This is a genomic window from Cohnella lupini, assembly GCF_003386205.1.
Taxonomy (GTDB): Bacteria; Bacillota; Bacilli; order Paenibacillales; family Paenibacillaceae; genus Cohnella; species Cohnella lupini.
In genome coordinates, this window is record NZ_QRDY01000014.1 from 1 (window position 1) to 19,861 (window position 19,861).

At 49.8% G+C, this 19,861-nt stretch carries 16 protein-coding genes and 1 pseudogene; 13 read left to right on the forward strand and 4 right to left on the reverse strand.

The genetic code is table 11. The features are described 5' to 3' along the window. Positions 1–41: 41 nt before the first annotated feature. Entirely contained in the window at positions 42–1,640 is a 1,599-nt protein-coding gene (gene cimA / locus DFP95_RS19935; protein ID WP_115994455.1) for a citramalate synthase, read from the reverse strand. Positions 1,641–1,729: 89 nt separating this feature from the next. Between cimA and DFP95_RS19940 the strand changes: the two genes are divergently transcribed. The 7 genes and pseudogenes from DFP95_RS19940 (at position 1,730) to DFP95_RS19965 (ending at position 12,155) form a co-directional block, all read left to right on the forward strand. Then, positions 1,730–3,064: a DNA polymerase IV gene (locus DFP95_RS19940; protein WP_115994536.1), complete on the forward strand. Its 1,335-nt coding sequence runs from the start codon at positions 1,730–1,732 to the stop codon at positions 3,062–3,064. 126 nt (positions 3,065–3,190) lie between these two features. Then, a complete protein-coding gene (locus DFP95_RS19945; RefSeq protein ID WP_115994456.1) occupies positions 3,191–3,427 on the forward strand; it encodes a ferredoxin in 237 nt (78 codons plus the stop codon). Positions 3,428–3,611: 184 nt separating this feature from the next. Next, a complete protein-coding gene (locus DFP95_RS19950; RefSeq protein ID WP_115994457.1) occupies positions 3,612–5,441 on the forward strand; it encodes a CHASE2 domain-containing protein in 1,830 nt (609 codons plus the stop codon). A gap of 539 nt (positions 5,442–5,980) precedes the next feature. After that, positions 5,981–6,232, forward strand: a pseudogene (locus tag DFP95_RS29845) (FecR domain-containing protein); the annotation flags it as partial. Between the two features lie 57 nt (positions 6,233–6,289). Beyond that, positions 6,290–8,950: a cadherin-like beta sandwich domain-containing protein gene (locus DFP95_RS19955; RefSeq protein WP_245987763.1), complete on the forward strand. Its 2,661-nt coding sequence runs from the start codon at positions 6,290–6,292 to the stop codon at positions 8,948–8,950. 22 nt (positions 8,951–8,972) lie between these two features. Further along, the gene (locus DFP95_RS19960; protein ID WP_115994459.1) at positions 8,973–10,544 is read left to right on the forward strand and encodes a stalk domain-containing protein; all 1,572 of its coding nucleotides are present in this window, start codon (positions 8,973–8,975) and stop codon (positions 10,542–10,544) included. A 138-nt stretch (positions 10,545–10,682) separates the two neighbouring features. Next, entirely contained in the window at positions 10,683–12,155 is a 1,473-nt protein-coding gene (locus DFP95_RS19965) for a L,D-transpeptidase (protein WP_115994460.1), read from the forward strand. Between the two features lie 18 nt (positions 12,156–12,173). Here DFP95_RS19965 and DFP95_RS28995 read toward each other — a convergent pair whose 3' ends face one another. Continuing rightward, a complete protein-coding gene (locus DFP95_RS28995) occupies positions 12,174–12,317 on the reverse strand; it encodes a hypothetical protein (RefSeq protein ID WP_181907536.1) in 144 nt (47 codons plus the stop codon). 325 nt (positions 12,318–12,642) lie between these two features. Between DFP95_RS28995 and DFP95_RS19970 the strand changes: the two genes are divergently transcribed. The 6 genes from DFP95_RS19970 to DFP95_RS19995 all read left to right on the forward strand — a co-directional run bounded on the left by DFP95_RS19970 (position 12,643) and on the right by DFP95_RS19995 (position 18,494). Then, the gene (locus DFP95_RS19970; RefSeq protein ID WP_181907537.1) at positions 12,643–13,737 is read left to right on the forward strand and encodes a quinone-dependent dihydroorotate dehydrogenase; all 1,095 of its coding nucleotides are present in this window, start codon (positions 12,643–12,645) and stop codon (positions 13,735–13,737) included. A gap of 11 nt (positions 13,738–13,748) precedes the next feature. Next, positions 13,749–14,552 carry a GTP diphosphokinase gene (gene yjbM / locus DFP95_RS19975; protein WP_115994462.1) on the forward strand — a complete coding sequence of 268 codons (804 nt, stop codon included), beginning with the start codon at positions 13,749–13,751 and terminating at the stop codon, positions 14,550–14,552. Between the two features lies 1 nt (position 14,553). Continuing rightward, positions 14,554–14,997 (forward strand): DUF309 domain-containing protein, encoded by a 444-nt coding sequence (locus DFP95_RS19980; RefSeq protein ID WP_245987766.1) that lies wholly within the window; start codon positions 14,554–14,556, stop codon positions 14,995–14,997. A 79-nt stretch (positions 14,998–15,076) separates the two neighbouring features. Beyond that, entirely contained in the window at positions 15,077–16,705 is a 1,629-nt protein-coding gene (locus DFP95_RS19985) for a catalase (protein ID WP_115994538.1), read from the forward strand. Between the two features lie 152 nt (positions 16,706–16,857). Then, positions 16,858–17,700, forward strand: coding sequence for a pseudouridine synthase (locus DFP95_RS19990; protein WP_115994463.1), 843 nt, complete (start codon positions 16,858–16,860; stop codon positions 17,698–17,700). Then, positions 17,697–18,494, forward strand: a complete 798-nt coding sequence (locus DFP95_RS19995) for a Cof-type HAD-IIB family hydrolase (RefSeq protein WP_115994464.1) — start codon at positions 17,697–17,699, stop codon at positions 18,492–18,494. The genes DFP95_RS19990 and DFP95_RS19995 overlap by 4 nt, the downstream gene beginning before the upstream one ends. Positions 18,495–18,580: 86 nt before the next feature. On the opposite strand, the gene DFP95_RS20000 is transcribed toward DFP95_RS19995, so the two are convergent. Continuing rightward, positions 18,581–18,673 (reverse strand): sporulation protein YjcZ, encoded by a 93-nt coding sequence (locus DFP95_RS20000; RefSeq protein WP_106359402.1) that lies wholly within the window; start codon positions 18,671–18,673, stop codon positions 18,581–18,583. 211 nt (positions 18,674–18,884) lie between these two features. Then, entirely contained in the window at positions 18,885–19,835 is a 951-nt protein-coding gene (locus tag DFP95_RS20005; RefSeq protein WP_115994465.1) for a D-2-hydroxyacid dehydrogenase, read from the reverse strand. Positions 19,836–19,861: the final 26 nt, after the last annotated feature.

The window sequence follows — 19,861 nt, forward strand, 5'->3', positions numbered from 1 at the left end:
AAAGTCTAATTCGGCGTAAAACGGTGAAAATCATAGGAATACTAAGTGCACAATCGAATAAGAGGTGCGCTGTCCATAATACGGGGGTTTACCCGCAAGGAGTAGCGGATACTATCGATCAAAGCCTCCCAGCTGGCTTCAATGACGTTCGAGGAAACTCCGACGGTACTCCAAGTATCCTTGAAGTCCGTCGACTCGATCAACACGCGCACTTTCGCCGCGGTCGCATCCTTCTCGTCCAACACCCGTACCTTATAATCCGATAAGTGCACGTCTCGGATTCCCGGATAGAATTGTACGAGCGCTTTGCGAAGGGCGTTATCGAGAGCGTTTACTGGACCGTTGCCTTCAGCTACCGTATACACTTGCTCGCCGGCTACGGATATTTTCACGATGGCTTCCGTAACCATCTGGCCAGCCGTTTTCTCGACCATGATCTTAAAGGAATCAACGGTGAATTCTTGCACGGAACCGCCATAAGCGTCCCTGAGAAGCAGCTCAAGCGAAGCGTCCGCGCCTTCGAATTGGTATCCTTGATGCTCGAGCTCTTTGATTCGGTCGATCACCTGGCGGGATTTCATGCTTTCCGGATTTACATCGAGGCCCATTTCCTGAGCTTTGGACAAAATATTGCTTTGACCGGCAAGCTCGGAGACGAGCACGCGCTGCTTGTTGCCGACGAGATGGGGCTCGATGTGCTCGTACGTTTTCGAATCCTTCATGATCGCGGAGACGTGGATCCCGCCTTTATGCGCGAATGCGGCATTGCCGACGTACGGCTGGTTAACCGGCATATGTACATTGGCGATTTCGCTGACATATCTGGCGACGCTGGTCAGCATTTTCAATTGGTCGTCGCTTACGCAACTGTAGCCCATTTTCAATTGCAACGTCGGCAAAATTGAGCAGAGATTCGCGTTGCCGCAACGTTCGCCGTATCCATTGATCGTACCTTGAATGTGACGGGCGCCTGCGGTAATCGCGGCAAGGGTATTGGCAACGGCTAACTCGCTATCGTTATGCGTATGAATGCCGATTGGCGCATCGATTACCTTAACGACGCGGGAAACGATCTCGCTGATTTCTCCGGGAAGCGTGCCGCCGTTCGTGTCGCAGAGGACGATCCATGCGGCGCCTGCGTCTTTGGCTTTCTTCAGAGCGGCAAGCGCATATTCCGGATTGGCTTTATAGCCGTCGAAGAAGTGCTCCGCGTCGAACAAGGCTTCCATTCCGCTATTCTTCACGTAAGCTAACGATTCGTAGATCATGGCCAGGTTTTCATCCAATGTCGTCTGTAAAGCCGTGTGGACGTGGAAATCCCACGATTTGCCGACGAGCGTAGCCGCCTGCGCTCCCGATTCCGTTAAATGCTTCAAGTTGACGTCATGCTCGCAAATGCTGTTTTTCCGGCGGGTGCTCCCGAAAGCCGTAAGCTTCGCCTGAAGCTTCAATTCGCGGACGCGGCGAAAAAACTCGATGTCTTTGCTATTGCTGCCGGGATTGCCGCCTTCGATATAATGAACGCCTAGAGCATCTAGCTTAAGGGCGATTTTGACTTTGTCCTCGGCGGTTAAGCTGATGCCCTCGCCTTGCGTGCCGTCGCGCAAAGTGGTATCGAAAATACAGAGAGGAGTTGACATACGTAAGCTGAATGCCTCCTTAGGTAAAAACAGGTGAAACTATTATAGCATGCCTCGCATTAAATGTAGAGAGTGACGATCCGTTGCCGATGCGATCCTATCCTCTGTATAATAAGAAAGAACGGAGGGATGACGTGAGCGAAGGCGCAAGCAAGGGAAGAGTCATACTTCATATCGATATGAACGCGTTCTATTGCTCCGTTCATGCCGCCGAAGAACCGGGAATTTACAAAGGGAAACCGACGGCCGTAGCGGGAAGCGTGGAGCTGCGCAAAGGGATCGTGGTGACGAGCTCCTACGAGGCGAGAGCGATGGGCGTGCGTACGGGAGTTACCGTCCGGCAAGCGCTAAGCGTCTGTCCGAATTTAATATTGATCTCTCCCGACTTCGATTTGTATCGCAAGTACAGCCGCGGATTTCTTCGGATCGCGGGTAACTATACGCCGCTCGTCGAAGCGGTCTCGATTGACGAATGCTTTCTCGATATTACGGGGAGTTCGCAATTCGGAACTCCGGTTCAGATCGCGGAGACGATCTCGAGAAGAGTCAAGGAAGAGCTTGGTTTGCCTTGCTCGATTGGAATCGCGCCGAACAAATTGCTGGCCAAGATGGCATCCGATATGCGCAAACCGGATGCGATCACGATTCTGCGGAGACGGGAAATGCCGGAATTGCTGTGGAGTAAACCTTGCCAAACCCTGTACGGAATTGGTTCGCGAACGGCGGACAAACTATTGCGGTTGAATATTCGAACGATCGGCGAGCTAGCCGCCGCGGAAGAGAAGATACTCATTGAACGATTCGGCGTATATGGCGCTTGGATGAAGCAGGCCGCTAACGGCTTGGACGACTCTCCGGTCGAGCCGCTTCACGAAGCTCCCAAGTCGATCGGACATACGACGACGCTGCCCGCGGATTTGACGGAGCGGGAACAGTATCGGAGAGTCATGCTTAATTTGGCCGATCAGACGACCCGAAGGTTACGTCATCAACATATGGTAAGCACGACCGTTCAGATTACGATTAGAGATCCGGACATGAGGACCATTACGAGATCTTCGACATTACCTATCCCCACCGATACGATTGAAGACATTTATCAGGTTGCTTGCCGGCTAATGGACGCGCACTGGAAAGAAGGGAATCCGGTCAGACTGCTGGGAATTACTTTGCAAGGATTAACGGTCAAAAAAGAGACGCCGTTGCAGCTGGATTTATTCTCCTACGAGGAGCAACCCAAGAAGGAACGACTCGTAACGGCGATGGATATATTAAGGGATAAGTACGGAGAAGGAGCGATCTTGACGGCAGGGATGTTGGGAGACGATCCATCGACTTTGATTCGCAATAAAAAGGTTAGGGGAACCTCGCTGCAGAAAGATTTTTTACGCGAAAAATCAAATGACGGTGATAACGATTATTAACTGCCGAATACTATGGTTATGAACGTGAATGAACAATGATTTCGTTTGATCTTGGCAACGATTTGTATTATATTGAACAGTAGTGGACTACTATTGTACTCGACTCGGAATTTAGGAGGGTAACTCATGGCAAAGTATACTTACGTAGATAAAGACACATGCATTGCTTGTGGGGCATGCGGCGCGACAGCTCCTGACATTTATGACTACGACGATGAAGGCCTCGCGGAAACAATATATGGTAGCGATGCTAATCACGGCAACGTTGAAATTCCCGAGGATCTGTACGACGATTTGCAAGACGCAGCGGACGGATGTCCTACAGACTCCATCAAGGTGGCCGACTCTAAGTTTAATATGTAACAGATAGCGGGAGAAAAAAGCTCTTATCTAGGTTTCAAGACCTAGGTAAGGGCTTTTTTTGTTGCGATATTTGTGACTTACGTCATGAAAGTCATTTTTTAGACAAAATCCAACAAAAAACCTATTGCCTAATATATAATAAAGTGTAACTGGAATCATTTACATAGAGCGGGCGGGATATCCATTGAAAGAGCGGATCAAAAGAATAGCCATCGTGTTGAATGCTTTACTGCTGGCAGCTGTTTATTTCATTTATCAATCTCATGCTTTGCAGAGGATAGATAACCAACTGTTCGATACTAGCATGAAGCGGGCTGCGGACCATTTGGCCGATCACAGGATCGTAGTCGTCGCAATCGACGATAATTCATTGGAGCAAATCGGCCGGTTTCCGTGGAGCCGCGATATTTACGCGCCATTTCTTGAAAACCTCAATCAAGAAGGCAACATGCCGAAAGCGATCGCGTTCGATATTATATTCGGCGAAGAGAGCGACAATCCGGATGCCGATATGGTTTTCGCGGAAGCATTGGCCGCTTATCCGAATGTCATCCTTCCGGTCACGGGCATGATGGGCGACGTCTTCAGCACTTCGATCGCCAAACGGGACGAGTTGATCAAAGCTCAAGCCGTCGACAAGCCTTACGACCTGTACTCCGATCTTGTCCAGCTTGCCCATATCAATCGGGTAATCAGCAAAGATAGCGTCATTCGCCAGACTTGGTTGAAGATGCAAGGACCGGACGGCGAAGTCATTCCTTCCTTAGCATGGAAGGCGGCGGAGATGGCCGGGGCGGATCTAAGCAAATACGAGAATCTTACGGATCCGAAGAAAACGGAAGAGCCGGTCGCGAAAAACACGATAACGATCGATTATCAGCTGGAAACGGATGATTTTACGACGGTATCGTTCGTAGACGTATTAAACGGGAGCTTGCCGCCCGATCTGTTCAAGGACTCCATCGTGTTCGTCGGGTTCACGGCCGTCGGTTTGGCAAGCGACGGAGGACAGGATACCGGCGCATCCCCGATCGAGAAGAACTTCAAGCTCATGTACGCGCATGCGAATATAACGAATCAATTATTAAAGGGTACGGTTGTCTCGTATGCTCCCAATTGGTCTGAATTAGCAATAGCCGTACTTCTGTTCGCGCTTTTCGTTTTCCTCCCATGGAGATTGAAAAATATTTATTCGATTCTTATCTTCTTAGGAATATTCGCAGGCGTATTGTATGGACAATTCGCTATTTACGAAGCTTCTACGTTACATATCAACATCGTTTATGCGTTGTTGGCGATGACGTTAGCCTATCTTGCCAACGTCTCGCTTAAATCGTATATGGACAGCGTTCAGAAAAGCTTCGTCACGCGGCAGTTCGGTCGCTACATCTCTCCCGATCTCGTTAAACAGATCGTAGCGCAAGACATCGAGATCAAGTTGGGCGGAGACTTGAAGCTGATCACTATACTTTTCCTGGATATCCGCGGGTTTACACCCCTTTCCGAGAAGCTTACGCCGCCGGAACTCGTAGACACCTTGAACACGATGTTCAATATGATTACGGAGACGACTCTTCGCAATGAAGGAACCATAGACAAGTTTATCGGAGATGCTGCTATGATTTTGTTCAATGCCCCGCTGGAAGTGGTCGAGCATGAACGGATGGCGGTAAAAACCGCATACGAAATTCAGCAAGGAATGAACAAAATCCGCGACGAGATCATGGAGAGATATCAATGCGAAGTTAACGTAGGTATCGGAATTCACACGGGTAACGTCGTCGTCGGTAATATCGGTTCCTATCTCAGGGTGGATTATACGGCCATCGGCGATAACGTGAACATTGCCGCCCGGATCGAATCCCAAACCAAGAAGGGACAAGTCCACGTCTCGGAGCAGGTGTACGAGAAAACGAAAGAAAGCTTCCGTTTCGACGAAGGCGAGGATCGCATGTTCAAAGGGAAGTCTCATCCGATTAGGGTTTACGAGGTTCTTGGACCGATTGAGCGATAGGAAGGTAGTTCCTCGGAGGGGAATAAGCGAAACCCCTGGTATTAGTGGGTCCCCCCCGGAGAGTGAATCAAGGTAAGTAGAATGGTAATCATCATTATTCAAGCGAATGAGCCAATTTGAAAGCAAAGTAGGATGAAGAATATTGCTATGAATCGCATTTTTGAAAGGAGTAGAACAAAATTAGACCAATAGTAATGAAATACATCCTTATGCCTCTGATTATTTGAATTTGATTCATAAGTACATTGAAACACATCGCTATTGCATAGGTATGAAGCTCATCCAAGATTACTCCTGTTAGCTACATAAGTAGTAACCACACCATTCTATTAAAGTTCTGAACAAGGGAGATTACCAAAATGATAAGAAGATTTACGTTAAATTTGATCGTTGCATTACTAGTGGTCTTGCCTTTGCTTGGCGTGCTTGCACATGAAACATCCGCCGCATCGTCGCGCGTGGCCGTTATCAAGGAATTGAAGGGGACCGTCAAGGTAAAGAAATCCGGAGGCTCCAAAGAATTCACGGCCTTCACGAAAATGAGCCTGAACGAAGGGGATATTCTAGCTGTCGGTGCCGGCGGATCGGCTGTCCTTCAGTTCGCGAACGGAGAATCGGAAGACGACACGATGGCCGTGTCGGCGAATACGACATTGACGTTCTCCAAGTTGTCGGACAGCAAGGGTACGACAACCAAAGTCAGCATGCTTAACGGTTCCGTTTGGTCGAGCGTGAAGTCGATCAAGAACGCGGAAGACGAGTTTACGCTCGAGACTCCGACGGCGATCATGGGCGTTCGCGGAACGAATCTAGCGGTAACCGTCGATCCGGCTACGGGCAATACGAAGATGGGGATCGCATCGGGGGTCGGCAAAGTCCTTCCTAAGAACGATAATTGCGTAACGGACAAAGAAGTCACCTTGTACCCAAGTCAACAAATATCGCTAGCCGATTCGGTGGAAGGCTGCGGGAGCAAGGACGAAGCTCAGGATGACGTCACGGTTATCGACATCGAAGAGCTTTTCAAAAACGCATCACAGAGCGTAATCGAGCAAATTATTAAATCGAAAGAATCGATAGACAAAGAGAACGAAGAATACCTTAAGAAACAAAAGGAGCTTATCGACCAAGAGGACGATGAAGGGGTACTCAAAACGCAAGATGAATTGGATAGAGTTAGAGAAAACCTAGAAAATCTGGTCGGAAACATCGTTAACAAAGCGATCGAGCAGAACAAAGTAGAAAAAGACAAGCTGCAAAAGCTCATAGATGAAGAGAACAAAACGCTGACCAAAAAGCTAGAGCTGGACAAAGTGAAAGAGCAACAATTAACCGAAACGGAAAAACAGAAACTAGAAACGATTAAGAAGCTCGAGAAAGAAAAAGCCGATAAATTAGCGAAGGAAAAGGCGCAAGAAGAGTTACTACGAAAGCAACAGGAGTTAATGCTGAAATTAATCGAAGAAAAGAAGAAAATATTAGAAGCAAATAAAAAAGCACTTGAAGAAGCTGCCAAGAAATCGATGGAAGAGTATGAAAAGCAGCTTTCGGAAGTAGAAAAAACAAAGTTCAAGGAAGATAAGAAAAATCGGGACGAGGAAATCAAACAGCAAACGGCAACTCCTAGCGCTAGCGTGGGGACGGGGGGGGCGAATCCTGGTTCTAGTCCTAGCGAAACAGTGAGTCCTAGCCCTTCCGAGACGGTAAGTCCGGACCCTAGCGAAACGGTGAGTCCTAGCCCTTCCGAGACGGTAAGTCCGGACCCTAGCGAAACGGTGAGCCCTAGCCCTTCCGAGACGGTAAGTCCGAACCCTAGCGAAACGGTAAGTCCGGATCCAAGCGAGACGGAGAGTCCGGATCCAAGTGAAAGTGAAGATCCAACTTCGACTGAGGCTGAGCTGTCTTACGTGGGCTTTTTTTACTATGATATTGAATACTGGGCGCAATTGGAAATGCCATTTACTTTTATAAGTTCTAAAACATTTTACACAGGAAGCGCACCAGCTGAACTCGATTCTATAGGGTTAAAATTATTAACTGTAAATGAAGATTCAGTAGTTTCTGTATCGGTAAATGACCAAGAGTCTGAATATAGTGAATCGGATGATATATATTATATTCCTCTAAGAAGCGAACATAATACTATTAAAATTCATGTATCGGCACCGGATGAAAGTGAGAAGGTTTACGAATTCAACATTAATTTGGAAATTCCGGATTTTGGATTAATTGAGCCGTTTCAGCTTCTAAGCAATTCAAATCTTAATAGCCTTCCGTTAAAACTAAGCCATAGAGAAGATGGGACATATCTTGCGCAATCATCTGTGTCGGAAACCGTGGAACTAATAATCGGTTATCAATTAGATGATTTATTTGAGAATATTGAAGTGATTATCGACGAACAGCCACTATCGCAATATCCATATTATTTACCTTCGACTGAAGGAACACATGAAATTTCGATCAATGTTATTGATAATAGATTCGAAAATTCGGTGCTCTATACGTATCGTTTAGAATACTTACGTTCAAATTTACCTTACGGGTTTCTTAGTTGGGATATTGATGGCTCTCAGACTCCTAATGCTGTAGAAGGTACGAATCGATACTACGTTATTAACCATAACAGTACTTCCGAGTTAAATCTCGAAGTTGATCAAGGTAAGGTTACTGGCGGTTCGTATAGAGTAGGCTCGGGATCTTATTTACCTTTATCTGGTGATATTAGTTTATCGACTTCTTCTATATACAATGATGTTTATATTAAGTTGACGTTAATGGATGGAACGGAGATCGACTACCAACTGATTCTCGAAGGGGAAAGTCCGGTCCCGTCGACTGCTCCATTAAGCGCAGCAGAAATATATGTTAACGACGAATCATTAAGTGCGATTGACGCGGGCAACGATACGTTTGTTATATATTCTCCTGATTCTGAAAGCTCCGTGTACGTACATTCTGATTATGGTTATGGCGGTGATTTCATTATCGAATCAGATGCTGCTAATTCTAATGTGTACTATGACTATGATTCCGTGGATTCATATCATCTCTCAGGTAATACTTACGACAGTGTATTAAAATATAAAATAATGGTATTCAATCCAGTTCATGATGTTAATGTTGCTAGGGAATATTCATTACTAGTTTACAGGGGAGACATCCCAAACACATTGAAGGTTTCGGATTTTCAAGCTCATGATTATGAAGGAGTACCGATTACCGTTAATCCGGATGATCCATCCAATCCGTTATCGTTTAACGCTGTTGTTTACGACAGCCCATCCATAAGGATTGAACCTATATTGAATGAAGTTTCTTCTGTAATTCAAGTTTTTTATGTTGTTGAAGGGGTGGAAATTCCAATAGAGGATATCGAAGGACTTGGACTTTATGAATTAAATCTAGACTCAGAAGATTTAAATCTATTCAGAGTTCACGTAAGGGATGAGAACGGATTGGTAATAAAATACGAGTTACTTGTAACTAAAGAAACGACATCAGCTTAAAATTCAAAGGGAGTTAACCAAGATGATAACAATATCTCGAAAGTTAGTTTTAGGTTTATTGACGGGAATTCTAACAACGGCAGTTCCCACAGCTACACTAGCAGCATCCACAGATTGGACAACCTCCACCAAGCTCTATGAAGTCCGCACGTGGGCTGGAAAGTCCGAGATCGGCCACGGAAACGGTTCGCTTAACGAAGCGACGTTTTTCCATCCGAAATCCGCGGTTGCGACCGCCGACGGTAATCTGATCGTTACCGATTCTTCGAATCATTTGATTCGCAAGGTATTAGTGGATAAAGTGGAGACTTTCTCCGGACTTAATTTGGGAGAAGATGAGGCAAATCTCCCATTGGGCGGGTTCAATGACGATGTAGTCGCTTCCGCGGCTTTCGATCAGCCATCCGGGCTTGCTATCGATGGGCAAGGCAACGTCTATATCGCCGATGCGAATAATAATTCGATTCGTAAGATCTCCAAGGATAATAAAGTCACGACCCTGGCCGGTAATGGAAATCTGGGATCAGCGGACGGAGTAGGCGGTAAAGCAACGTTCTACAGCCCTTCGGACGTTGCGGTAGACGCGCAAGGAAATGTCTACGTTGCGGATACGCTGAACAATGTCATTCGCAAGATCACGGCCGACGGAACGGTTACTACTTTAACGGCGCCGTCCACAAGAGTCATCGAGTATTTCCCAGGCGCGGTTGAGTCGACGGGAGATTATTTAGATGGTGCGATAGCATCAGCGAAATTCAATGAACCTAGCGGACTTGCTCTCGATAGCAAAGGCAATCTTTACGTCAGCGACCGCGGCAACCAGAGAATTCGTTATCTCGATTTCGCCGCAGGTACCGTATCTACGGTAGCGGGCGGAGGCGAACTTGCTAAGCAAACTCCGTATGTACAAGGCGTATATGTAGACGGAACTGCCGCACAATCCCGATTGAATGCTCCCGAAGGATTGACGGTTACGGCGGACGGTTCTCTTATCGTTGCGGATAGCTTAAATCATGCGATTCGCGTCGTGAAGAACGGAGTCGTATCCACGCTCGCGGGCGCTGCCACCGAGTTCGGCAAAACGGACGGATTAGTGGGTTCGGCGCAATTTAACCACCCGACAGACGTTACGATTCTCGCGGATGGGCGGCTAGTCATCGTAGACGAGTTCGGCAATAAGGTGCGGGTATTGCAGAAATACGCCAAGCCTGCGACATTGCCAACCTCCGTTATTTCCGTCGTGTATGACGGGAATCTCGTTCCATCGGACGTGCCGGCTCAAGCGAAGTCCAATGCGGTAATGCTTCCGGTTCGCAGCGTCGGGGATGCGTTAGGCTATGAGGTCGACTTCGACAATAAGACGGGTAACGCGATTCTTACTAAGGGCGAAACCGTCTACACGATCGGAAAAGACGTAACAACGGTCACGAAAACGGTAGCGGGCAAGAGCGAAACGCTCACCTTAAATGCGGCAACGACCGTCGTTAACAAACGCTTCTTCATTCCGGTTCGCTTCTTCGCTACCGAAAGCAATCTAGATATTCAGTGGGATAGCGAAGCTCAAATCGTAGTCATCCGCCATTTAACTTTCTAAGTCAGGATAATCCAATAATGGTTATCGAAGGCTCCTTCTATCGGACTATTCCGAAGGAAGGGGCCTTCAGACTCTTAATATAGATACCCGGTTCACCGATAATAAGAAGAATGCATTTTTGGGTTAACGAGGTGAATCATGAGCAAGGAGTCGCGCATTGACGAACAGATCCAACACTTTTATGATAACGTTCCCAATGTGGGAGACGCTTTGCCGCTTAAGGATTACCTTCTGAAGCACGAAGATAGCCGAATGGCTTGGTATTTGCTTGGCAAGGAATACGAGGGACGCGGAGATGCGGCTAAGGCAACCTATTGTTTCGCCCAGGCGGGGGAAATCTACGAGGCATTCGAGTCGAAGCCCGCGCCGAGTTTACCCGATAATTCCTCCCCAAAAAGCGGGAACCGTTGGAAGTGGGTGCTCGGCATCCTGATCCCGCTTATCTTGGTCGGCGGCGCGATAGTCGCCATAAAACAATTCGCTCCGGGGATGAAAGAGCCGATAGCAACCCCGAAGCCGACTATTGAAGGCGCGGTGTCATCAGCGGCAGCAAGCGAACCTCCCGGAGAGATCAAACAACCTGCGACCTCGATAGTGCCTGCTAACATCGTGCCGCCAGATCAGATCGCCGGAGCTGCCGAACCGAACGAATCGGGGCATGACGTGTTAGGCGCGCTTCTTACCGCGAATCCATCTAAACAACCAAGATTGCTCATAGCAACGCCGATGCTCGGCAAGTGGCACGATTGGGTGAAGTCCGGCAAGCCGATTGCTTCGGTCGAATCGGATCAGGAGTCGGGATCCGCGGCGTTACAGTGGTTCGATCCGAAGTGGTGCGACTGCAAGCCGGATGATTCCTCGTCGATACAGAAGCTGGTACAGGGCTGGAAACCGGTTCAAGAGGAGAAAATGGCGCTTCGTTCCGCGATGATCCGTTACAAGGAGAGCAAGGGGGAGTGGCCGGCAACTCCAGAGTCGTTGGCAGGAGATTATCCGAACAATACGATAGCAGGTTGGTCGGAAAGCATGAGCCCTTGGTTTGAAGAATTAAAAGATTCGTTAGAGGATAAGACGGACGGAAAAATACCCCAAACCGCAGGTTGGCCGGACAGTTCGGGACCCGAGACGAGTCACGGAGTACCCGCCGGACAATTGAAGCCAATGGCGGAGCAGCCGATGGCTATCGTTATCGATAAAGAAAATCACAGGCTGGCGGTCGTCAGCGGCAATGTGATAATACGGAATTACGCAGTCGGACTTGGAGGCGAGAAAACGCCCGAGGGGAAATTCGTCATTTCGGAGAAGGTAAAGGATCCGAACGGGAGCAGCAACGGAGTATTCGGCAGTAGAGGGATGACCTTATCAGATACCCGATACGGAATACACGGAACCGATGAACCGGCAAGCATCGGTAAAGACGAATCCCACGGCTGCGTTAGAATGAAGAAGGAAGACATCGAAGAATTGTTCGATCTCGTGCCCATGGGTACTCCGGTGTCAATCGCAAAAGGAGGTTTGCCCGACGAGCTGCGCGCTCCGCCGGAACGTTTCCGGTTAAAGAGCTCGCAGAATCAGACAAACCCCCGCAAAGTATATGACTGGTTAAATTAAGTCAAGAGTTAGCTTCGGTTATACATCCAACGAAAGCAGCAAAGCCATGACCACTACGATGATGCCGAAAGCCACCCCGATCCAAATAAGCGCCTTCTTATTAATGGTCTCCTTCTGTTTAGGGCGTGACGTGACGGGTGGTTTTTTTCTGGCTGTGCTCATGAATATCAACCTCTCTATCATATGATTCGCGATCTCCTCCCATTGTAATCGTTTTCTCGGGTAAATGCCAGATGGGCTATTTTCCAGGAGGCGACCGCGGGTTTTCATTGAATGCATGGCAGAGGTAGCGAAGCAAGCCGGTTGATTCCGTTCACCGTAGGCGAAATAAGCGGTCTCTTTATGTTTTCATAAACGTTAACCTATCATCGGGCACAATACCCTTTTCTTTTCCATTGGAAAAGGCTAAACTGTTACCCGAAAGGTTTTCTTTAGGTCGTTAAGAAACACTCTATCGTATTGGTTCCTTGAAAGGATGTCGAACTCATTGTTGTATCAAATAGCTAAACCCTTCTTATTCAAAATGGACCCGGAGGCCGCGCATCATTTGATCGTCGACGGAATGGGCGCTGCCGCGAAAATTCCGGGAATGTCTTCCGTTCTGTCCGCTGCTTGGGGAACGAAAGCGTCGCCCGAGCTAGCGGTTGATCTGTTCGGACTGCATTTCAATCATCCGGTCGGCCTGGCCGCGGGCTTAGATAAGAACGCCAAAGCGGTCGCCGGCTTATCCAGGGTCGGATTGTCCTTCATGGAGGTAGGAACGGTAACGCCCAAGGCGCAAGCCGGCAACGAACAGCCAAGGCTGTTCAGGCTTCCGCCCGACGAAGCTTTGATCAACCGAATGGGCTTTAACAATGACGGAGCGGATACGATGGCGGAGCGGCTTTCCAAGCTTCCGAAGCGTAGAATCCCGCTCGCCGTGAATATAGGAAAGAATAAGATGACGCCCAACGAGAACGCCGCCGATGATTACCGGGCTTGCGTCCGGAAGCTGTTCCCTTACGGCGATTTCTTCGTAGTCAACATCAGCTCTCCGAATACGCCGGATTTACGGGCTTTGCAGCACGGAGATGAGTTACGTCATTTATTGGATGCGGTTAAGGACGAGATGGAGAAGCAAGCCGAGCTGCATGGGGAATTGTCCAAGCCGATTCTCGTGAAGATTGCCCCGGATAACACGGAGGAGCAGCTCTTCTATATGGCAGAGGCGATTCAACTTAGCGGTATGTCGGGTATTATCGCAACGAATACGACGATCAGCCGAGACGGGTTGACTCATAAGAGCGCCGGTGAAACGGGCGGATTAAGCGGGCGGCCGCTTACGCAACGTTCGACGGAAATTATTCGCAACCTCTATCGGATTACGCAAGGAAAGCTTCCGATAATCGGATCTGGCGGTATCTTCACGGCAGACGACGCTTATGATAAAATCCGAGCCGGAGCAAGCCTCGTCGAAGTCTATACGGCTATGATCTACAAAGGACCGGGGCTTCTCAAGGAAATCCACGGCGGGCTCATCAAAAGACTAAAAAAAGACGGGTTTACCCGAATAACGCAAGCGGTAGGCGCGGATCATCGTTAGGAGGAATTTCGATGGACGGAAGGGACTGGGGGAAGTTCCTGCTTCCCTATGAGCAAGCTGCAGAGGAACTAAAAGTAAAATTGAAGTCGCTACGGGCCGAGTTGAAGGCGCGCGACGAATACGCGCCGATCGAATTCGTGACCGGGCGAGTGAAGCGGGTATCGAGCATTCTGGAGAAAGCCCGAAGACTGTCCGTTCCCTTAGACCGAATCGAGCTCGGCATAGAAGACATCGCGGGAATCCGCATCATGTGCCAGTTCGTGGACGATATTCACCGGGTGGCGGAGCTCATTCGCCAACGCAAGGATTTGACGCTCGTTTACGAGAAGGATTACATTACGAATTATAAAGATAGCGGGTATCGAAGCTATCATCTGATCGTGGAATATCCGGTCCAAACTTCTCTAGGCTCTAAACCCGTCCTCGCGGAAATTCAAATCCGTACGTTGGCGATGAATTTCTGGGCCACGATCGAGCATTCCCTGAATTATAAATACCGGGATCAATTGCCGGAGCATGTAAGGGAAAGATTGCGCAACGCGGCTGAAGCCGCGTTTCAACTAGATAACGAGATGTCGAGCATTCGGCAGGAAATCGTCGACGCGCAACAGGACTTCGAGGAAAGCTCCGTCATCGTCCGCAGGGTACTCAATCAGATTCAGGAGCTTTATTTTTTCCGCAGGGTAAGAGAAGCTGCACAGTTTCAGCTCAGGGTGAACGAGCTGTGGGAGCAGGACGACCTGTGGGGACTGAAGGAGCTGTCGCACGAAATACAAGCGGCGCTGGATCGAGCGGGCAAAGGCGGAACACCGTGATATGCCGGGCCAATGGAAGAAGACGGATAGATTAATCGGCATCATGAGCGATCAGCGTTTCGTTGCTTTTATCCTTTATTTCAATCGGGATAGGGATTATTACGAATGCCATGAGGTGATGGAGGAGCTGTGGCTGGAAGAGGGCCGCAGCTCTTTGCTTCAAGGTCTCCTTCAAGCGGCGGTCGGTTTGCATCATTGGGACAACGGGAACCGTTCGGGAGCCGTGATGCTAATGAATGCTGCCCAAGATAAGCTCCAAGGATATGAGGACGTCGTCCTAGGGCTCGATTTAGTTGATTTAAAGAAAAATTTGAGCGAAAGCTTGAAAGCGATCGCGCGCTCCCCCGATACCGCTCCGTTCCGTTCCTTCAAGCTAATTATCCTCGATGAAGCCTTGCTCCAGACTGTTGAGAATGCGGGAGACTCCCCGGCAAGTCCAGAATAAATCCGTCTTGATCGGGAATTTTATTCCAATAGGCACGCGTTTGCAATTGCTGCCGACCGATCGAGAGGAGAAAGACGATATGGACGAGCATAACGGTACCGCCGTAACCGGAGCGGGAGGATCATCGGATCATCGATTGTCGGCGCAAGAGAGCGGACAAACTTTAACCGATAGGCAAGGGCATCCGATCGCGGATAACCAGAACGTAAGAACCGTTGGCTCCAGAGGTCCTACTACGCTTGAAAATTATCATTTTCTCGAGAAGATCACCCATTTCGACAGGGAGCGAATCCCGGAGCGCGTCGTACATGCGCGCGGGGCAGGAGCGCACGGCGTCTTCGAAGCCTACGGGAAGGTCGGGGACGAACCGATCGCCAAGCTGACCCGGGCTAAGCTATTTCAAGAGCAAGGCAAGCAAACGCCCGTGTTCGTTCGGTTCTCGTCGGTCATCCATGGAGGACATTCTCCCGAGACGCTAAGGGATCCGCGAGGCTTCGCGGTCAAGTTTTACACGGAGGACGGGAATTGGGACTTGGTGGGCAACAATTTGAAGGTGTTTTTTATCCGGGACCCCTTGAAATTCCCCGATCTGGTTCACGCATTCAAACCCGACCCGGTAACGAATCGCCAAGATACCGTGCGCATATTCGATTTCATTAGCAATACGCCGGAAGCCTTACATATGATCACCTTCCTTTTCTCGCCGTGGGGAATTCCGTCCAACTATCGATATATGCAAGGCTCCGGCGTTAATACGTATAAGTGGGTCAATACCGAGGGAGATGCGGTGCTCGTAAAATATCACTGGGAGCCGAAGCAAGGGATCAAGAACCTGAAGCAGGAAGAAGCGGACGCGATTCAAGGAAAGAACTTCAACCATGCTACGCAGGATCTCTACGAGGCTATCGATAACGGACAATATCCGGAATGGGAGCTTTGCGTCCAGTGGATGGCCGACGATTACCACCCCGAGCTGGATTTCGATCCGCTCGATCCGACCAAGCTATGGCCGCCGGAACAGTTCCCGTTCCTCCCGGTCGGCAAAATGGTTCTGAATCGGAATCCGCAAAACTATTTCGCCGAAGTGGAGCAGGTCGCGTTCGGTACGGGCGTTCTCGTGGACGGGTTGGATTTCTCGGACGACAAGCTGCTGCAGGGGCGAACTTTCTCTTACTCCGATACCCAGAGACACAGGGTGGGGACGAATTATTTGCAGCTTCCGATCAACGCGCCCAAGAAGAGGGTCGCGACCAATCAGCGTGACGGACAAATGGCCTATGCCGTCGACTCCCCTCCAGGCAGGAACCCGCATGTCAATTACGAGCCCTCCTCTTTAGGAGGAATCGAGGAAGCGCGCACGGCGGGGAAAGAGCATTCGCCGCTCATCGAAGGTCAGCTCGTTAGAGAGAAAATCGATCGGCCAAACGACTATCAACAGGCAGGGGAGCGTTACCGCTCCTTCGAAAAGTGGGAGCAGGATGAGCTGATCGCTAATCTTGTAGACGCTTTGGAGCCGTGCCCGGAAATCGTACGTAGGAAAATGCTGGAGCATTTCACCCAATGCGATGAGGAGTACGGTCGCAAGGTAAAAGCGGGGCTGGACGCGCGGGGACCGGGAGACGGTTCGGGAGAACCGATGGGTGCCGCCAAAGCGGCTTCGGCCGTTCGGGAAGCCGATAGGAAAGGACATGAAGCCTCACCGTATTAAGGCTTTAGTCAGGGGGTGCCGCTTAAGTGTAAGCTTAGCGGCACCCCCTTAATTATGCGAAGAAGCTTCGGTCTTGAAGTTTTTTGTAGTAAACTAATGTAGGGTCAAGCCCGAAGAAATGAAACCGTAGTTATAAGAAAGTAGGATTTCAGATGAAAGCAACGATACGTCTCGATAAAATGCTCGGAAATTTAGGTTACGGCACGAGAAGCGGAATTAAGATACTCGTTAAACAAGGCGCCGTGACCGTAAACGGCAAAACGGCCAAGGATCATGGCATGCAAATTAATCCGAATTTAGATATCGTCGTTCTGGATGGAGAAACGATTCGTTACCGCGACACCGTCTACGTATTGCTGCACAAGCCCGCCGGAGTCGTGTCCGCGACGGAAGACAGCCGGGATAGGACGGTCATCGACCTCCTGGACGAGGATTTGGCGGTATTGTCTCCTTTTCCCGTGGGACGCTTGGACAAGGATACGGAAGGGTTGCTCTTGATTACGAACGACGGCAAGCTGTCGCACGAATTATTGTCTCCCCGCAAGCACGTCCCCAAGACGTACCGCGCGCTCGTCTCCGGAGAAGTTGGAGCGGAAGACGCGGAGGCGTTCCGACTAGGCGTCGCGTTGGATGACGGATACGTTACGATGCCCGCAGAGCTTAGCGTACTTGCCAGATCCAAAGGTGACGAGCTGCCTTCGGCGGCCGTTGAGAAACATGCCGAAGAGATGGCGAAAGCCATCGAGCTTGCGCCTCGGGAAGAAGAGCCCGTTCAGCATGCGGCTCTTAGCTGGATCGAGCTTACGATCCATGAAGGAAAATTCCATCAAGTCAAACGGATGTTCGAGGCCGTCGGCAAGAAAGTGCTTTACCTGCGCCGAGTCTCCATGGGGCCGCTTCAATTGGACCCGGCTCTAGCTCCGGGAGAATGGCGAGAATTGACGGAAGAAGAATTGGATAGCCTGCGGAACTATCGGAAGGAAGGTCTTGCATGAATGTAAGCATGATTGCTCTGGATGTTGACGGAACGCTGTTAAATGATCATCACGAGGTAACTCCGCGAGTTCGTCAAGCCGTGCGGGCGGCGGCAGAACAAGGAGCGGAGATCGTGTTGTGCACGGGAAGGGGCTCCACGAGCGCTCTGCCCGTGCTTAAGGAGTTAGGTCTGGAAGGGACGATGATAACCCATAACGGGGCATCGGTCGTTGACAGCGCCACTCGGGAGGTTCTGTACGATACGACGATATCCCATGACTTGGCGCTTCGATACGTGACTTTCTGCAGGGAGCGGGGAATTCATTTCGATATGAATACCGCATTCGATCTGTACGTCGAAGGAATGAAGAAGGATGCCGAGGAGATGTACCGTAACTTATTGGCTCGGCCAATCATGCGCGGAGCAAGCGAAGCTTTCCCCGAGCGGTTGGTCAAGATGTCCATCTACGCGCCCAAGGAAGTTCTAGACGAGGTGGAGCTCGAGTGGGCGAGCTGGCGCCATGAGCTGCAAGCCGTGCGCAGCGGCGATAATTTCATCGACGTGCAGCACTTGCATGCGACTAAGGGCAAAGCGCTCGAACGTTTGGCCTCGATTAGAGGGATTGAGCGAGAGAACCTATTGGCGATTGGCAATTATTATAACGATATCGGAATGTTAACTTATGCAGGCTGGGGAGTGGCCATGGACAATTCCCCTGCTGAGGTTAAAGCGGAAGCGGACGAAGTAACCGTATCCAACAATGAAGATGGCGTGGCGATCGTGATCGAACAACGCGTGCTAGGAATCTTCTAAGCCTTGTATGGGGCAAAAAAAAGCAAGCCAGGAATTTCCTGACTTGCTTTACGCACCGTTAGCGGGATATTCGCCCAATCCCTGACTCAGTAACCAGCGCGCAAGATGATGACTAGCAGAATGAACAAGACCAGCACGAAGGCTGCCGATGCATAGTATCCGCCGACTGCACCAGACATGCAAATTCCTCCTTCATGAACAATGTTTTGGTGGGATGCCGAAGCGGGTCACACCTTGCGTGTTATCCCTATCCTCGGTCTACACTTATTGTATGAAGAAGGAGATTTGCGGATTGGACATTTACCCCGTGGCACATGATTTTGGGTAAATGCGGAGGTAGGCAATCTGTCGGGAATGACGGCCGCGGAGCACGTCCCGGACCCTTGATCGTTAATACATCCGATCGTAATCGACAAGGTTGCGAGAGGGCTTGCCGGTAGCCGTATAAGCATGCAGGTTATGAAGTAAAATGTCCGCCACCCTTTTCTTGTAGTGATCCGTCCAACCCCCGATGTGCGGAGTTATAATGACGTTATCCATCGTCCATAAGGGATGATCGGCCGGTAACGGCTCAACCTCGAATACATCAAGCCCCGCCGCTCCCACCGTACCTACCCGCAAGGCTTGAACCAAGGCATCCGTATCGACCGATGCTCCTCGCCCCATATTAAAGAACCAAGCATCTTTGCGCATTTGAGCGAATCGTTCGGCGTTGAATAAGTAGCGGGTTTCGTCCGTAAACGGCAGTACGTTCACGACTACGTCGCTGAGCGACAGCACTTCGTCCAACTGCTCCATCGCGTACATCCGATCGATTCCTTCAAGCGGAGCGGAGCTTCGTCTGATGCCGAGAGTACGCATGCCGAACGCGCCGGCGAGTCGTGCAATCTCCCCGCCTATAACTCCCGCGCCAATAATTCCCATGGTTTTGCCGCTTAACTGATAATAGCGATCCGAAGCTTTCCATTCCCGTCGGCTTTGATTCTGAACCGCGTGATGCAGATTACGGCTGAAAGCAAGCAGCATCGCGAATAACGTCTCCGCCATCGACACCGGATGAATGCCGCTGGCGCTCGTTAAATGAACGCCGTGTTGCTTAAGCTTGACCAATGGAAGCCTCTCGACGCCGGCGGAGCTCGTTTGAACCCATTTCAGCTTGCTTCCGGAATCTAGCGCCTTCTCCATGTCGGCATTCCATCCAAGTACGATTTCGGCGTTCCGGTAATGCTCTTCGGTTAGGGGACCGTTCCGTCCGGATACGATCGTCCATTCCGGAACGACATCTTGTATTTGCTTTTCTTGCTCGGGTTTTAATTCATAAAGTAACAGCATCGTAGTCATAGAGTTTTAGTCTCCTTTGCTTGTTG

Coding starts and splice junctions, on each gene's coding strand:
- DFP95_RS19945 (WP_115994456.1), top strand. CDS start 3,191: ATGGCAAAGTATACTTACGTAGATAAAGACACATGCATTGCTTGTGGG.
- DFP95_RS19990 (WP_115994463.1), top strand. CDS start 16,858: ATGAAAGCAACGATACGTCTCGATAAAATGCTCGGAAATTTAGGTTAC.
- DFP95_RS20000 (WP_106359402.1), bottom strand. CDS start 18,673: ATGTCTGGTGCAGTCGGCGGATACTATGCATCGGCAGCCTTCGTGCTG.
- DFP95_RS19965 (WP_115994460.1), top strand. CDS start 10,683: ATGAGCAAGGAGTCGCGCATTGACGAACAGATCCAACACTTTTATGAT.
- DFP95_RS19955 (WP_245987763.1), top strand. CDS start 6,290: ATGGGGATCGCATCGGGGGTCGGCAAAGTCCTTCCTAAGAACGATAAT.
- DFP95_RS19940 (WP_115994536.1), top strand. CDS start 1,730: ATGCGATCCTATCCTCTGTATAATAAGAAAGAACGGAGGGATGACGTG.
- yjbM (WP_115994462.1), top strand. CDS start 13,749: ATGGACGGAAGGGACTGGGGGAAGTTCCTGCTTCCCTATGAGCAAGCT.
- cimA (WP_115994455.1), bottom strand. CDS start 1,640: ATGTCAACTCCTCTCTGTATTTTCGATACCACTTTGCGCGACGGCACG.
- DFP95_RS19985 (WP_115994538.1), top strand. CDS start 15,077: ATGGACGAGCATAACGGTACCGCCGTAACCGGAGCGGGAGGATCATCG.
- DFP95_RS20005 (WP_115994465.1), bottom strand. CDS start 19,835: ATGACTACGATGCTGTTACTTTATGAATTAAAACCCGAGCAAGAAAAG.
- DFP95_RS19980 (WP_245987766.1), top strand. CDS start 14,554: ATGCCGGGCCAATGGAAGAAGACGGATAGATTAATCGGCATCATGAGC.
- DFP95_RS28995 (WP_181907536.1), bottom strand. CDS start 12,317: ATGAGCACAGCCAGAAAAAAACCACCCGTCACGTCACGCCCTAAACAG.
- DFP95_RS19995 (WP_115994464.1), top strand. CDS start 17,697: ATGAATGTAAGCATGATTGCTCTGGATGTTGACGGAACGCTGTTAAAT.
- DFP95_RS19960 (WP_115994459.1), top strand. CDS start 8,973: ATGATAACAATATCTCGAAAGTTAGTTTTAGGTTTATTGACGGGAATT.